The 17120-nt window shown below is 45.1% G+C and carries 12 protein-coding genes; all 12 read left to right on the top strand.

Annotated features, from left to right (window positions below):
- Nucleotides 1-356: 356 nt before the first annotated feature.
- The 12 genes from EEX84_RS15515 to EEX84_RS15460 all read left to right on the top strand — a co-directional run bounded on the left by EEX84_RS15515 (nt 357) and on the right by EEX84_RS15460 (nt 16939).
- The gene (locus EEX84_RS15515) at nt 357-983 is read left to right on the top strand and encodes a helix-turn-helix domain-containing protein (protein ID WP_123166562.1); all 627 of its coding nucleotides are present in this window, start codon (nt 357-359) and stop codon (nt 981-983) included.
- Nucleotides 984-1255: 272 nt separating this feature from the next.
- On the top strand, nt 1256-2512 hold the full coding sequence (locus tag EEX84_RS15510) for a DEAD/DEAH box helicase family protein (RefSeq protein WP_123166561.1): 1257 nt from the start codon (nt 1256-1258) through the stop codon (nt 2510-2512).
- Between the two features lie 506 nt (nt 2513-3018).
- Nucleotides 3019-3594 (top strand): tyrosine-type recombinase/integrase, encoded by a 576-nt coding sequence (locus EEX84_RS15505; protein WP_123166563.1) that lies wholly within the window; start codon nt 3019-3021, stop codon nt 3592-3594.
- Nucleotides 3595-4026: 432 nt separating this feature from the next.
- Nucleotides 4027-5505 (top strand): hypothetical protein, encoded by a 1479-nt coding sequence (locus EEX84_RS15500; protein ID WP_123166560.1) that lies wholly within the window; start codon nt 4027-4029, stop codon nt 5503-5505.
- 278 nt (nt 5506-5783) lie between these two features.
- On the top strand, nt 5784-6113 hold the full coding sequence (locus EEX84_RS15495) for a hypothetical protein (protein ID WP_123166559.1): 330 nt from the start codon (nt 5784-5786) through the stop codon (nt 6111-6113).
- A 36-nt stretch (nt 6114-6149) separates the two neighbouring features.
- A complete protein-coding gene (locus EEX84_RS15490) occupies nt 6150-7601 on the top strand; it encodes a PIN domain-containing protein (RefSeq protein ID WP_123166558.1) in 1452 nt (483 codons plus the stop codon).
- Between the two features lie 104 nt (nt 7602-7705).
- Entirely contained in the window at nt 7706-8602 is an 897-nt protein-coding gene (locus tag EEX84_RS15485; protein WP_123166557.1) for an HNH endonuclease, read from the top strand.
- 304 nt (nt 8603-8906) lie between these two features.
- On the top strand, nt 8907-9218 hold the full coding sequence (locus EEX84_RS15480; RefSeq protein WP_123166556.1) for a YrhK family protein: 312 nt from the start codon (nt 8907-8909) through the stop codon (nt 9216-9218).
- Between the two features lie 334 nt (nt 9219-9552).
- Nucleotides 9553-12546: an S-layer homology domain-containing protein gene (locus tag EEX84_RS15475; RefSeq protein ID WP_123166555.1), complete on the top strand. Its 2994-nt coding sequence runs from the start codon at nt 9553-9555 to the stop codon at nt 12544-12546.
- A gap of 669 nt (nt 12547-13215) precedes the next feature.
- A complete protein-coding gene (locus EEX84_RS15470) occupies nt 13216-13833 on the top strand; it encodes a TetR/AcrR family transcriptional regulator (protein WP_123166554.1) in 618 nt (205 codons plus the stop codon).
- 211 nt (nt 13834-14044) lie between these two features.
- Nucleotides 14045-14887, top strand: a complete 843-nt coding sequence (locus EEX84_RS15465) for a GNAT family N-acetyltransferase (protein WP_123166553.1) — start codon at nt 14045-14047, stop codon at nt 14885-14887.
- Between the two features lie 207 nt (nt 14888-15094).
- The gene (locus EEX84_RS15460; protein WP_158599133.1) at nt 15095-16939 is read left to right on the top strand and encodes an S-layer homology domain-containing protein; all 1845 of its coding nucleotides are present in this window, start codon (nt 15095-15097) and stop codon (nt 16937-16939) included.
- Nucleotides 16940-17120: the final 181 nt, after the last annotated feature.

Genomic DNA, 17120 nt, shown 5'->3' with positions numbered 1-17120 from the left:
AGACGCAACGACTGCATTGGAAGTTCAAGGTGTAGTCGATGGACTAGTATAATAGCGAGTGCCAGTCACTCACACAATTCCGATACAATTCAGATTACTTGATTATCTAATAAGTATAGGAATTAATAAGAAGGAAGCCCTGTGGAGAGAGATCTCTGCAAGGCTTCTTTTTGTTGTTTTGGAGTTTGGCGGTAAATTAGCTTATCTTTGTAACCGTACATAATTGAGAAGGATAAGATGGGTGCTAATTAAAGAATACCAAAAGGTAGTAGGTTCACTTGACATATTAATATGTCTATGATATTATTAACTTATGGCATAATATTATGTCGAATGATACGAAGAGAGGAAAGCAAATGATAGGATTGGAGCATATCGCTAAAGAATTCAAGTTGGAATACAAAAAAGTAGCCGAGATTGCAGGTGTGTCGTCACAGACAGTTCAAGACTGGTTGAAGGAGAGGAGGAAAATTCCTCACAAACGTTTGGAAATCCTGTCCGCTCACTTTGGTCTGCCAAAACAATACTTTCAAAAAGATTTAAGCTATGGGGAGCGGGAAGAAGTGTATTTGCATTACTTAAAAGGCATTTCAGAAGAAATTGATGCCCCCGTATATAACGAAGACAATGAAGTGATTGGTTCTTATAAGAGAGATGCTTATGAAAAGGAAATCCAGTACTTAGAAGAAAAGAAGAGAGATGGGGAAAAGAAACAGGCTGTTATCAAAAAGCTGGAAATTGTACTTAACATGGAAAGTAACGAAGCTGCACTTCTATCTAAGACATCCAACCTTGATATTATTAACGAAACGCTACAAATAATGCAGAACGAAAAAGTAGTCGATCACTTCAGTGTCATTGTCTTCTTGCTCAATTACAATTATGCGTTAGGAGGAAAAGCAATCACTAAGATAGAACCGGAATTGCGTGGATTTGCGGAAGATGTGCTGAACTTGATGAAAAAACATAATCTCACAAAATAGTAGTAAAAGAAACGAATAAGCACGAGGAGCCAAACGCAGTTTGGGTTCTCGAAGGTGGTGAAATCGAGCGGTAGCTCGTTTTACCGCCTTAAGGCTCTTGAACTTCAGTAAAATAAGCTTGGAGAACTGCTTGTACATGAATTACCCTTTTATATCTTCTTCTTTAAGGGGAAGGGCTTGAAACCGTTGGTATCAAAGGGTTTTCAAACGAGTTTTGCACTTTTGTATTGATATTTATGCACATAAAATAAAAAAAGGAAGGTAAAAAGAAAATGGCAACAGTAACAATAGTAGATTCAATAATGGGAAGTGGGAAGACAACGTGGGCGAAGGAGTATATGAACCGGCATCAAAAGAATAAAAGGTTTATCTATGTTTCTCCTTATTTGGAGGAAATCCAGAACAATATTTTAAAGGACTGTCCATTTTTGAATGAACCTGATACACAGATAGGAAAGGGAAGCAAATTAAAACATTTCAAGGAACTGATTGTGAGCGGAAGCAGTATCATTACAACACATGCTTTGTTTAGAATGATTGATGATGAGGTTTTGGAGTTATTAAGAGATGCTGGATATACGTTGATACTCGATGAAGTAGCAAATGTAATCGAGCAAGTGAGGGAAATTACGCAGGAAGACATTCGTACGTTAAAAGATGCCAATCTAATTAGCGTAGAAGATAGAAAGGTAAACTGGATGGATAACGGATATAAAGGTGTATATGAAAATACCTATATCAACATTAAATACCAAGCTCAACAAGGAAATATTTTCTTACATAATGACACGATGCTGTTCTGGACTTTTCCAGCAAAAGTTTTTGATTTGTTTGAGAATAGTTTTATTCTTACTTACTTGTTTGATGGACAAATTCAGAGATATTATTATGACTTGTTCAAGATTGAGACAGTCTACAAGAGTGTCGAAAAAATTGGTCCTAGCTATGCTTTAGTAACTTACAACGCTGAACTAGAAGGCAGAGAACGGTTTAAGAGCTTGATTCGAATTTATGAAGGAGCCTTTAACACAAACTACGTAGAGAATGAAAAAGTAAGAGGGAATGAGCTTTCGTCAGCATGGTTAAGGAAAGCGAACTCTGAGACAATGGGAAGACTAAAAAAAAATCTATATTCCTATTTTAAAAGTAAGGGGAAATCTGATGACAACCTATGGACCGCTAAATTGTCAGTGCGACATAAGTTGCAAGGCAAAGGTTATACGAAAGCATTTATTCCTTGGACAACTAGAGCAACCAATGATTATCAAGAAACACATAACTTAGCATTTGCATATAACCTTTACATGAATCCTTTTGAAAAAAAATTCTTTGAAGAGGCAGGTGTGAAAGTGGATGAAGATATATTAGCTTTAAGCCATCTTTTGCAATGGATGTGGAGAAGTGCAATCAGAAAAGATATACCAGAACCTATCAATATTTACATTCCAAGCTTGAGGATGAGAACATTATTAAAGCAGTGGCTAAATAACGAGGAAATAAAATTTTTATATAAAGCAACCGGATACTGACATCGCAATTCAAACAAACATTGAACTTTCGATTAGCTTTATAAACACAAAAAACACAAAAGTAAGAGTAGTTATAGTGTTACTCGAAACTTCAAACATAAAATCGACTTAAGAGTAACTGCTTAAGCCGATTAACATAAGATGGTTACACATCAATGATAAAAGAAGAGTTTTATCAAATACACAAACAATCAATTTCAAGAGCTAAGAGTGTGACACTCCTTCACTCTGTTAAGTATTTAGCACTGTGAAGAAGGGAAAAAACTCATTAAAACATTCTCTATAGACAAGATTTTTACGTGCGACACAAATACAGTAAGTGATCTCGAATTATAGACAAGGAATAAACAATAGACGAAAGTAACATAATACCAAATATGTTACTTTCACTTCCTTGCAAACATTGTGTTTTGTGGATTTATGTAGGAAGCCAGCTACAGAGGCGAATTATGTTACATTCGAAACCGCTATTTCATTGGATTAAGAAAGGAGAGTATAGAATGGCAATGAAAATAGAAGCAAACAAAAAAGAAGAAGTAAAGGATGTACAGCCAATCCGCTCTTTAGCACAGATTGAAGACATGAAGTGGTCGCTGAAGAAGTATTGCTCTGAGCGTGATTATACAATGTTTCTTCTGGGAATTAACACGGGTTTACGAGTTAGTGATTTATTGAAGCTTAAGGTAAAAGAAGTAAAAGGTAAAAAGCGGATTACAATAAAAGAAGGAAAGACCGAAAAGCCCCGTACTATTTACCTCGAAAATATTTACACAGAACTAAATGATTACTTAAAGAGTGTTGGAAATTCAGAATGGCTTTTTCCGAGTCGCAAAGGAGACAAGTATGTTAGTCGGATACAAGTCTACAGGCAACTTAACAAGGCTGCTTATATGGTTGATATTAATGAAGGAATTGGTACACATACGATGAGAAAAACGTTTGGGTATTGGTATTACAAAGGAACAAAAGACATTGCAAGCCTGCAAATGATTTTAAATCATTCTCATCCTGAAATTACTTTAAAATATATCGGAATTACAGACGAAGAGATAGAAGACAGCTTAAACAGTTTTGTTTTGTAATTGCATAGGCGATCTGATTTTTCGTCAGAAATAATTTATGGCATTATGGGGATGCTTATGACCAATTAGTAGGAGGCATAGCTTTAAAAGTGCGCCCCTGTGCTGGGAACGATTAAGTTTATTCACTACAATTGCATGAAAAAAAGCCGCGTTCGGAAACCTCAAGGGTTTCTGAATGCGGCTTTTGTATGTTTATCAGGAAAAGTAAATTGTCATAAAAGTTTCCTACACAGGGCACATTTGGGAACTGTTGGAAACAGTGAGTTTGGAAAAGTTCTAGAATAAGCTTTTTGAGAGGAATCTCTGCAAATTCCCCTTTTATCCCATACCAAACCCTCTCTCCTGCAAGACTTTGAAATCAATACCAGTCAAAGCAACTAGCATGGTATAATCAGAAAATATATTGTAGTTATTTAGGGAGGTTCTTGTAGAATGTCGATAGAGGTAGTGACTTCTGATTTTTTTACCAAGGAAGGGCAAGTGAAAGTTGTCCGTACTGGATTTGAAGATAACAAGCTGGGCAGTGTGGCTGCCAAGTTGAAGGGCAGATTTGTGCCAGTGGAACAGTTTACATATACGGATGCTGATTTTTACCAGGACGAGCTTCAGCAGCTGGTCAAGCAAGTACAAGCAATCAACGAAGAATCGTCGCTGGAAGACGTGCAGACAATTGAAGAACAAGCGCAGGCGCTGCCGATTGATCGGTGGAAAAAAGACTTGCTTTTTTACACGAAACAGCTTCGAAGCTTTCTGGCTTTGCCGCAGGCGGTTGAGGAAATAGAAGCATTGTCGAAGGAAACGCCGGTAAAGATGCCGGTGCTGAACCGCAGGCTGCAGGAAGCGGAAAAAACCGCGAAGGCTTATCCGTTCCAGGATAAAGAGAAATGGCTGGGCGAAGTGGCGCGCCTCAAAGAAACGGTACTGGCAATGCAGCCGCTGGGAGAGATTGAAGACGAAACGAAACGTTTGAAAGAGCAGGTTGCCGAATTGTCGGACGGGGCGTTTGAGCCTGGGCGTTTTAAAACGCTGAAAGCTGAAGTGGCGTCTTTGGAAGGGAAATTGACGAAAGTGCTGAAGACAAAAGAAACCGACAAGCTGTTCAAACAGGCGGCCGCTTTGCGCAAATCACTGGTTTCCTTAAAAGACAGAGCGTTTACTTTGCTGCAGGAAGACCTGGAGAGGGACGAGCTGGAAGAAATCATCGATCTGCTCGAGATCAAACCGGTGAGTGCTGTGAAAAACAAGTCGAAACTATTGGATTTACTGGATGCAACGAGGAAAGAAGAGCTGCTTGGAAATGAAAAAGAAGTGATCCAGGAAACAGCCACTTTTTGTTTGATTGCTGAAAGCGACAATCAAGCCATGCTGGAACAGGGCATTATTTACTTGAACGTTACCGAATTTATCAATCTGGGAAAAGAAAATCGGGCGTTTGTGGCGGAGCGGCTGCTGGAACAGCAAAAAGACCGGTTGGCGGAGTCTGAGTCGGTCGCTGAATTGAAATCGGCCATTCAGCAGGAAGCCGCACGGTTTTCAGAAGAACTGGACCGTCTGAACAAGGCGTCCACGACAGAAGAGATGGTACCGGCTATGAGTGCGTTCAACCTCGAACGGGATTTCCCTTTTACTCCGGAAGACCGTGACGTCCTGGCGAAACTTCTGCTGTTCAAGCGAGGCAGTGGTTATTTCCGGACGATCGGAGAAGTCAGGCAAGCGGTCGAGTGGTCATTGAATGCCGGGTCTGACAAAATCGAAGAGGCCACTGAAGCGGAACGGAAAGCGAACGCGGCGAAAGAAGCTGTGGTGTATGTTTCTTCAAAAGACGACGAAGCTGTGGAGATCGATTTGACGTCGTTTGAACCGACGCCTTATGAATGGGTGGAAGTGGTTACGGTGATGGAGAAGCAGTAAAAAGTCCATAACTAAAATAGCATTCCTTTATTGAAGGCTATACGAAACCTTCTTCTTTCCAGTGAAATGGAAAGAAGAAGGTTTTTTTGTTTGTCTGGAAATACTGAAGAACTAGAGGGGAAAAAGCGACTGATCACAGCACGATTCTGCTTCATGTTCACTATTTTTCAAAACGCTGTATGGAAATATAAAAATTATTTTTATTAGTTACAATATCCTCCATAACTAAAATATTTTATGGTAAATTAGTAGTAGAAAAGAAAAAGGAGGAAGAAACCATGGAAGGGAATTTGATAGCCGCATTTATCATCTATGTGGCAGCCATGTTTGCAGTTGTTCATCTGCGGCCGTCGATCACCAAAGCCACAGAGCGGATATTTCCAAATGCGGCTGACGAATGGACGGAACAGGTGCGGAAGATAGAAATGAGTGGGATGAAACATCGTTCATTTTCGTCAAAAGGCCATTTTTCGCGGAGTTCTGTAGACGACGACTTCTATTACAACGACAGCACGTTTGATGAAGACGATTTTGACTTTCATCATCAGCAGGGTGCTTACGCAGAAGTTCCGGAATATGACCCGGTCGACGGATTTGATAAGTACTGAATGGAATGTCACACATAGTAAAAGGAGGGCCTGATTATGCCGCTTATGCTGGTACTGCTAATTGCATTGAATTTAGTCGGCTTCGAAAATGACAAAGCCACATTTTATACTTCAGTCATTATCTTCTTGTTTATGATTTATACTTCTTCGCTCATACATAACAACAAAACCTATTACAGCCGCTCGTCTGCGGTATGGCTGTCCATCTGGTTTCCAGGACTCGGACAGTTTTACCTGAAACAGCGGGTGCTTGGCGTAATCTTTTTCGCGCTGTTCCCGATCGGTTTGTATGCCGGAATCGAACTGGGGTATTCCATCGGGGACCGCTTTTTGTATTTGTCGGTGCTGACGATGTTGTCTGCCGTTTTCGCGTATATGAGCCAAGTCAAAGAAGGTGGCTCGGCATCAGCTAATACACTGCAGCAGCAGGCGGTGGAGAAATACCAGGCGCTCACGCCGCTGTTGCAAAAAGGCGTCGCTCCTGCGCTTGATACCAATGTCCTGATGCACGACCCGCTCGTGCTGATAGCGCTGTTCCGGGATTCCAATGCGCCGCTTTGGATCAGCAAGCAGGTGTTCAACGAACTCGACGGCTTGAAAAAGAACGACAACCAATCCGTCAAAAAGCGTGCGCAAATGGGATTTGACGTCATTGAATTGTTCCAGTCGAAAAACCGGCTGAAACTTCTCGATGTACCGAGCTACAATTCGCGAGAACGATACGGGCTGTCGCACAGCGGAGACGACCGGATTGCTGCCTCTTATTTGAATGAAATCGAAAAAAATCAGACGCCGCTCGTGTTCTATACCAACGACAAAGGAGCGAGAATCATCGCACGCAGCGCCAATCTGGCCGTGCTGGAACTGGATGGAAAACCGCTCAAAGCGGCAATTTCCGGCGCAACTGCTGCGACAAAAGCTTCCTATAAAACCGGACTGGCCAAAAAGCGCAGCCTGACAGACTGGCGCAGTTTCCGGTTGTCGAATATTTACTTTCCGCGTATCGGAGCACTCATCAAAATCGGCATTGCCGCTTTTGCGATCAACTGGCTTTATGGTTACATCGAGGACCGGCCGGCGGTGGAAGGCAGCGAAACGGAACAGCCCGTGGTATGGGAATCTCCCGCTTTCCCGTTTGAAGAACTGGAAGTGACCGATGTGAAAATCGAGGATGCCGGCGAACGTTACCGGATCGAATACGAAATCATCAACCACGGGGAAGACACGATTGTTCTCGGCTACGTGGCAGAAGATCCGGAAGCGGAGCGCAGCATCTTCCGTTTCACCGACTATCCGGATGCCATTACGACGAAGTTCCATGACGGTTCGGAGGTCAAGTCGATGGGCGGACCCGAAATCGAACCGAAAGAAAAAGAAAGCATGATCTTCTTCGAATCCGAGCCGATCGATAACCTGAAATCGATTTCGATGAAAATCCAGCATACCGGAACGGGGGAAGTGGTGGATTGGTCGATTGGGGCGAAGTGATAAGGGAAGATGTCTTCAGTAAGCTTTTCGCCAAGCCATAGCTTCTGTAGACTATCTATTGCTTTTACAAGATTCGTAAGAAAACAGATAAAGGGGAGAGAACAATGGCTGTATTTCGAAAAGTTGGGCAAGGGATTGGGTATGTAGGAGGCGGCTTAATCGGCGGCGCTGTAAAAGTGACGGGGAAAGCTGTCGGAAGTAAATGGCAGGAGACTGGAAAGTGGATAGAAGAAGTAGGCGATGGCGTGAAGACAGCTTCCCACTTTGCTTTGGACAACGCGGGCCAATTTTTGGATGGCACCTTCCAAGGGACATACGGAGCTCTTAAGAAAGATGAATACTATAAGCGGCAAGGAATCAGTGACTTGAAAGAGTCGGCTACGAGAACCGCTAAAGGAATTGGGGGAACCATCAAATATGCGGCTGACAGCACGGGGGCAGTCTATACCGGGTTAAAAAATGGCGATAAAGAGCAGGCAATCACTGGACTGAAGAATATCGGGAAGGTGGCGGTGGTATCCACGATGGCTATCGGAGTGATAGATGTGATTGAAGGTACAGCCGTGGCTGAGGCTGAAGGCATTGAAACGAGAAACGATCATTTGAATGGCATTGTTCACCCAGACACAGGGGTTCTCTTTGTTGAGAAATCCGTGAATCTTCCTGACGGTCAAGTAGTGGAAGGGACTTTTCCAGTCTTCCATACCGATTTTCAAGTTGAAATACAGGAGAGCGATTACACAGCCAGCGATGAGATGCATTTTAAAGCGGCGAACGAAGCGCTTTATCAATCAGTCATCAATAATCCGGCATTGGAAGATCCGTTGGGCTTTTCTACGTCAGATATCATTATTCTCGCTCAGGGAGAAACGCCGGAAGGGTTTACATGGCATCACAGCGAAGAACCTGGCGTTCTCCAATTGGTAGACGAAGAAACCCATTCCCAAACTGCTCATACTGGCGGACGTTCCATCTGGGGTGGCGGTACAGAGAACCGGTGATGGAGGCGGGGGTTCGCTTTTTTCATTTTTCCCATGATAAATCCGATAGTTAATGTTCTCCGGCAAATCCAGTTTCAATGGTCTCCTTTTACTGAATAACCGACAACCGCGTCCAACACCTGAAAAGGGTTGTTGGCCGCGGTTTTTTGCATTTATTACAGAAAATTTTACGTTTATTTCTTTTTGAAAATGAAGGTTGAAAAAGAGAAAAAGCGGTTATTTAAAGAGTGAACCAAAAAAATCTTCCTGTTGTGAAAACCCTTGGAGCAAGTCGATCATTTTGAAAATTGAAGGAGGATTGGGAATGCCCAGCATCAAAGATAAGGGAGATTGTCTTGAGATTACGACAAGAGCCTCAAGGGTGGTTTTCAAGAAACAATGCAAACTGACAAGAACCATCAATGATTTACTCGTCGGGATGTTTTTTGTATTCGGCAGTTTGCTCAACGTATTAAACGTTGGAGAGTTTTATGGCAGTATGCTGTACCTGTTCGGCAGTAGTATTTTGGCTTGCCGGGCCGTTCACAGCATCAAAGAAAACCTCATTGTAGAGCATCAAGTGACCCAGGCCGCATTTGACGAAACGAGTTATCCCGTTGAAGAAGACATTGCCTGAAAGAAGAGTTTTTTCTGTATCACCCCTATTCCAACCGACAACCGACAACCGCGCTCAAGACCTGAAAGGGTTCTGGGTGCGGTTTTTGTATTTCTATGAATCCACAAAGGAGAACCAGCGTATTTCGGGAGTAGCCATTGCGCTGTGCTTTGATTCACTGTCCTTACTAAGAAAAGGAAATATTTGCATAAATATTTGTGATTCTAAAGTATGAATATGACAAAAATATGTTATATAGGAATTTGCTTGGGTAGACACAAAGTAGGCACGGCTTACATAACGATTTTTGCGTGAGCCGGTTTATTACGAATCATACTTAGGAGGAATTTTCACTATGACTTTATCATCGAAGAAAATGACGAAATTCACAGCAACAGGAGCTTCAGCGGCACTCGTTGCTACGGCACTTGTACCGGCGGCCTCCGCTGACGAAGTGAAGACAGCAGCCTTTACGGATGTTGCTCCTCAGTATCAGGAAGCCGTCGACTTTATCGTTGCGCAAAATATTGCCAAAGGTAAAACGGACACACAATTTGGTATTCACGAAGAAATTATCCGTGGCGATGCCGGAATCATGATTGCTCAGGCAGCGGGTCTTATGGAAGAAGATGCACCGGCTTCCGGATTTACCGACGTACCGACGCGCGGCGCTTTAGCGATCAATTCATTGAAAGCGGCTGGCGTGACGAACGGGAAATCAGCGACGCAATTCGATTTCCACGGCTCGATTACACGCGGTGAAGCAGCGATTTTCATTGCGGATGCATTCGGATTATCAGGTGACACGGACAACGTGGAATTCACAGATGTCAGCGATCGCTATATGGAATCTGTCGCAGCATTGGTTGACCACGGCATCACACAAGGTAAAACGGCGACACAATTCGCTACACACGATGAAATCACACGCGGTGAATTCGCCGTTTGGCTCCATGCACTGGAAGACATGATCGTCGGTGAAGAACCGGTAGATCCGGACACAGATGCACCGGTACTGTCTTATGACGGTGACACTGAAATCGAAATCGGTTTCGGCGAAACACTGAATTGGCCTGAAGTCGGCGTGGACGACGAAACCGTGGACGTGGACTTGGTCATCACGGATGAAGATGGCAACGTAGTCGAAGAAGATGACTTCGATACCGATACAGCCGGCACTTACACATTCACTTACACAGCGGTTGATGCAGCTGGAAACGAAGCGACGCCTGTCGAAGTGACGGTTGTTGTCGAGGAACAAGTAAATGATGCGGTTGAGGCGGAAGAAGCTGCCGAAGCTGCCATCCTTGATCTTCCGGCAGTTGAAGACCTGACGCTTGAAGATGCAGAAACAGTAGCGGAAGTACGCGCGCTCGTTGACGCTGCACTGGAGTTGAATGAAGACGCGGACATCGATGGCTTGGATATTCTGGTTTCATCAGAAGAAACGATTGCAGCACTTGAAGCGGAAGCAGAGCTGACTGCAGCCATTGAAGCGGCAATCGCAGCAATCGATGACATTCCGGAAACGGTTGATATGGAAAACCGTGACGCTGTATTGGATGCCCGCGCAGCTGTAGAAGCCGTTCTGGCGCTGGATGAAGACGCGGATATCGACGGCTTGGACGTGCTGGTCGCAGCAGAAGCTGAACTTGCAGACATCGCGGCAGATGCAGTGGAAGATGAAGCAACAGGCCTGTCCACTTCTTCTTTCCAAATCGCTCTTGAACCGGGCATCGAAGGGTTGACGGCAGAAGACTTCGGATTGTATCTGGAGGCAGGCGAGAATTCGGCTAACCTGGTGTTTGACGTGGAATCCAACGAAGACGGAACCGTCTACACCTTCACGCATGTGGACCTTGACGGCGGCGTCGGAGAAATCAATGTAAACCTTTGGGGTGAAACCGTAGCTGTGTCTGAATTTAATTATTCAGCAGAAGCAATCGATACAGCTGTAGCAAACGTTACAGCAGCAGTTGAAGATATCGACAACCCTGAAGCGCCGACAGACGATGAACTGGATGCGCTGCTGGCAGCACTTGAAGCGCCGGTACTGAACTTTATTGGCACAGTGAATCCGAACCTGGTGACGGAATACGCAGCAGAATTTGATGCAAGTGTCATCAACACGTACGACAGACTATTGGCAGCGATCGAACGCGTAAATGCGGAGTATGATACGTCTATCGAGGAAATGATCGCCGACTTGAACGCAGCTACCGGCATTGAAGGAGATGCAGGAATCGTCACGATCCTCGGCAACCTGGACATCGAAAACCTGTTGGATGATGAAGATGTGGAAATCGCCTACTTCGATGAAATCCAGGCTCAACAGCCGCAAACAGTCGAGGAAGTTCAAAACCTGATTGATGATGTGAACCTTGCCGAAGTGACGGCGACGGTGGACGCGGCAGTGGCTAATCCGGCAGACACTGACTTTGATGAAGTGGGATTGCTGGTCACTGCATACGGTGATAACGGTGCAGACGCTGACCTCATCACGGAATTTGAAGCTAGCCTGGAATTGGGCGAAGCAGTGCAGGGTGTCCTGACTGCAGACGCTGATACGTTAGACGATGAACTGGAAACGTTGGCAGGTTTATCCGACGACATTGATTTGGATACATTCAATGCAGAGTACACAGCTGAGTATCTGACTGATTTAGACGATGATGATGTCACAACAGCTGCGGACATCCAGGCAGTCATCACGGATGTAAATGAGGCATCTGAAGCCGTGTTGATCACAGCGATCAACGAGGCAACAACAGAAGCTGATCTGGACGAAGCGTTAGCAGATATCGGAATCGACGAATCGACGGAAACCCAGCAGACATTATTCCTGTCGGTATATGGTGATACAGCATTCAATACAATTGAAGAAATTGAAGAAGCATACGCTGATGTCCAACTGATTGCTGCTGTGAACGCAGCAGGCGATAGCGCTGAAACTTCCGATGCGCTACTGGATATTGACAACGAATCCTTCATCAACCTGGGATCGACCAGCAGAGAAGAAGTGGCTCAATTGTTCTTTGCAAATGACTATGACGACTTTGCCGCTCAAGATGACATCAACGCAGAGCTTGAAACAGTCATCGACCAGTACACAGCGCTACTGGGCGGTATAAATGAAGCCGAGACAATTGCAGAGATGGACGATGCCCTGGAAGCTCTGGACGCTGAATTCGACCTTGGTTATGACGACCTTGACGATACGGATCAGCTGACAGTGGCAGAACAGCTACTGGGAAATTTCCCAGTTGATTCTGACGGCAACGAAGTCAACTTCACAACGTTTGGAAGTGTCCTGGATGCGATAACAGACAATGAAGAAGCGGCTGCGTAAAGGGTAACTTCTTTATCAGTTTGTTAAAACGCTAAAGTGAAATGCAACGAATAAGGATGCAGTAAAGAAGAGCCGGTCCCTGGACCGGCTCTTTTCAGGCTGTCGAGAAACTTCCATCGATTTATCCATTCCGTTCTAGACGGATGATTTCCGCAGGCATGGCTTCAGCCTCCTCGTCGCTGAAAAGAACGGTGCTCCTGTCTCTGTCTCTGCATCGCTGTACTGCTTCGAGACATGAAAGGGCGTTGTGGGAGCATATGTTTGTGCTTCTCCACCTTCCGCGTTATTCAGTTTCCATTCTTGGATTTGAAGTGGTCGAAACAAGAAATTGTGACGTATCCATTGAGTTCTTGTTTATAAAACATTGTTTAAGATATGGAGCAAAACAGCGGAGACTCCTGCGGGATAGCGCAGTGCTGAAATCCACTCGGGCGCCGAGCCCGAGTTAGTTCAGCGCCAGCCCGCGGAAAGCGCAGCTGTTTTGCGGAATATCGAGTTACTCAACTATCTCTCAACCTTCTGGGAAGAGCCGGTCCCTGGACCGGCTCTTTTACATAAAGGTGAAAAGTATGCAAGAAACGACCGGCAGTGAATGCCATTTCCTGTCATTGACGCCACCGTCATAGAACGGGATAATAGTAGAAAGAACAAAACACAGGAGTTGTAGGAATGGCTAAAAAAGGCAGGCGCAGAGGGTCGGACGGGGAACAAAGCCGTGCTTTGCTGCTTTCGATTGCGGCGGAAGAATTTGCGGTATATGGATATCATGAAACGAAAATCAGCAATATCGTAAAAAAAGCAGGAGTGTCCCAGCCCACTTTCTATCTTTACTTCAAAAGCAAGGAAGCGATTTTTCAGGAATTGGTTGATTTATTCCGTTCCGATTTAAGGGAATTGACCAACCAAATCCGCTTGGAACCCGATATCGATGAAGCGGCCGTTGCAGCCCAGATCGAAGAAAGCCTCAAACAGATTTTCAGGTTTTTTGATGAAAACCAGAATTTGACGCGTATAGGCTTTTACGTATCAGTCGAATCGATTGAGATCAAAACACTGATGGCTGCCCAAATCGAAGAAAATTTGGTATTTGAAGTCGAAGAAGGGTACTTCCGGCAGGACATCGATATGAAAATAGCGGCGGAAAGCCTCGTGGGCGTCATCGAACGGTTGACGTTCCATCAATTATTCGAAGGGCTGAAAAGACCGGAGGAATTGTCCCGTGAAGTTGTCGGCTTTTTCCTTTACGGCATGTTGAATTCCCGCCAACTAACTGCTTCCTACAGCTAATTAAACAAATAAAATGGAAAAATGCTATGCAGAAAATTGTCTGCATAGCATTTTTTTAACAATTTATTTTAAAAAAAGCATTGTATAGTACTAGCAAGTAATATATAATCTTAACTACAAAGTATTCTGAAAAGTAAATCTTTATTACTACATAATATACAAGCTTTTTCCATGCAGTCTTTGCTTTCTTAGATACGAGAGGAGATTCCATATGATCAGTTACCTGGAGTTCACAAAAGACCATCTGAATTTTTTCGAATCACTCATCTATTTCCCCGACTACAAAGAACGGCTCCGGCAAAATGCCGATACGACTTTCGGATTTGTTTATTTTGAGGAAAAAGAGCCGTTGCTTGTGGCACTCGGTGATCAATCAGGAGACCTTTACTATTTCAAAATGCTGACGCAGCAGCAAAATTCAGGTCTGATCGAAGTCGCTCTTCAGCACATCGAATCGCATTACAGACAGCAGGGCATCAAGCAGGTTTCTTTTCAATTCAAAAGCATGAACGCAGATTTGCTGTCTTTCCGGATCGCACTGGCAAGACGCGGCTGGTCAGCACCGACGGAAACAAACCAGTTTTCCATCATGAACTGGCAGACATTCTTCAGCTGCTTCAAAGATTACGGCAATCAGCCGGACTCCAGCAGAACCATGGTGAAATGGGCGGATGCCACAGCCCAGCAGCGCCATTTTATAGAACATTTGGAACAGACCGGGACGGGCGGTGCATGCGACCGGCGTTTCCACAACGACACCAGTTTGGTCATTATAGAAAATGACCAGCCGATTGGATGGATTTTGACGGAACAATCGGCTACCAATATGATGTATGTCCGGGATATCTTCATCGATACGGAATACCGTCTCAAAAAAGAAGGGTTCGAGCTGCTGTCACAGCTGCGCACTGAACTTTTGAAGTTTTCGGGCACCGAATACGTCATGTTCGAAACCCAGCCAAAAAACCAGGTGATGAAAACCATAACGAAAAACAGAATGGCCAAAAAACGATCGTTGGAAAAATTGTATTTTGTTTCAACGAAAGAACTGTAAATCCATCCACAGCTGTGGGTGGATTTTTTTTATTGTTCCCGTAAGGAAAAGATGTCCATCTTCATTACTTTGTCATAAAGTAATGTTTTTGTAATAAAAATGAAATTTATTTTAAAAAACATGTTATTTCCGATGAAAAGCGGGTACACAGTAAAAAGTAAAGTATTAAATTTACAATTAAAAATTATAATTAGGAGGATTTTCCATATGAAATACATAGATAACAATTGGGCGAAATTTATGGCTACCGGCGCAGCTGCGGCTTTGGTGGCAACAGCCGCGGTGCCGGCAGCAGGCGCACAGGACGCTGGCACGCCAACGTTTACAGACGTCGCTCCCCAGTATGTTGAAGCAGTCGAATACATAGTGGGACACGGCCTGGCGAATGGCTTGACGGAAACCCAGTTTGGCGTCAGCGACACGATCAAGCGCGGAGATGCGGCGATCATTCTGGCAAAAGCATTGCGGCTTCCGACAGAAGCAGCACCGGATTCCGGTTTCACGGACGTGCCGGAACGCGGTATGCCGGCGATCAATGCGTTAAAAGCCGCAGGAATCGTCAACGGAAAGTCGGATGCGCGCTTCGGCTTCAATGATTCATTGACACGCGGGGAAGTGGCCTTGCTGCTGGCCAATGCCAAGGCGTATAATCTGCAGGGCTATCCGGAACAAGTGACCTTCACGGATGTCAATGACCGCTACCTGGATTCGGTGGCAGGATTGGTGGCGCATGGCATCACGGACGGCAGGAGTGCGACACAATTCGGAACCTCTGAAGACATTTTGCGCGGAGAGTTCGCCATCTTCATTCACCGGGCAGAAACACTGACGGCGGACGAAGATGTCGTAACCGGCCTGGTATCGGAAGTTTTGGCAATTGACGAAACCGGCGTGACCGTTTTGTTGAATGAAAACGTCGAAGCGCAGGAAGCGGCAGCCATCGAAGTGCGCGATCCGGACGGCAAGACAGTGCCGGTTGTACCGCGCGCCATTGAAGCAGGTGCGGAAACCGTTTCTTTCGACTTTGAAGTGGCGTTGTCCGAAGTCCTGTTTGGCACATGGACGGTTGACGGCGTGGCGTTTGATACAGGCGTCTCGGTCATCATTGACCAGGTCAACACATCAACGAATGAACTGGAGCTGCAAGCGGCGCTCGATTCTTCATATTTTGACGACGTCAATGACAATTTGTACACGGATTATTTGGAAGCAATGGAAGACGTGGAGTTTGATTCCCTCGAAGAGGTGCAGACTGTCATTGACCAGGTCAATGGGGATGTAAGTTTGAGAGAGCAGCAGGCGGCTGCCGTGCTGGCGGTGAATGCGGCCGGTACGCAGGAAGAACTGGATGCTGCGCTCCGCAATGAACAATTTTTGCGTTACTGCGAGGAGTGGATTGCCGATTATGAATCTGCGCTGTCAGGTGGCGAAAGCAGCGTCGGCGATATCCAGTCGGCCATTGACGAGGTCAACGCTGAAAATGTCGAGCCGGTATTCGAGTCGGCCATTTCCGGTGTAGACGAAGCGGAAATTGCGGATGCCCGCTTCCTGGTTGAAACGTTCATCCAACCGGACGACATCAATTCTGAACAGACACCGAAGCAGGACATGCTGGAAGCGCTGGAAACGCAGCGTGCGTTAGTGGCAGTCCATGACAGCAGCGATGAAGCGGAACTGCTGGAAGCGTTCCATTTCCTGGTCGAAACGACCGATGAATTCGATTTGCTGGCGGTGAACAACTCGGCTTTGCCGGATTATTTTGAAGCGCTTGCCGGGAAGGGCTACGCCTCCGTCGAAGTACTGAACGATGCCATCACAGCAGTCAATGCACTGGTGGAAGCGGACGGCGTCGCAGCAGTGACAGCGGCCGCATCGGCTGAGGAATTGCACGAACTGCTCATTGCGTTGGAATACCGCTGCTCATTCGGCAGCAAAGGCTTCGTCATGGACGACGTCAACAAAGACCTGCTGGAAGACTATCTGCAGGCATTGGCCGGCACGGAACTGCTGACTGCCGCAGACGTTACGGCGCTTATCCGGTCGGTGAAGTGAATTGTTTGCGTGCCTGGCACATACAAAATTATGGGTCTCTCGACCGCTTGTAATTAGATGCGTGCCAGGCACGCATCTAATTCAGTATAGTTTACATAAATTTCATACAGAAATTACAATTAATATAAATACATCGGGCATGAATTTGTAAAAGTTACACTATTTTAACGAAGAGTTTACC

Origin of the sequence: Planococcus salinus, from assembly GCF_003719725.1 — a bacterium.
GTDB classification, from domain to species: domain Bacteria; phylum Bacillota; class Bacilli; order Bacillales_A; family Planococcaceae; genus Planococcus; species Planococcus salinus.
This window is presented reverse-complemented; position numbering and strand designations above follow the sequence as displayed.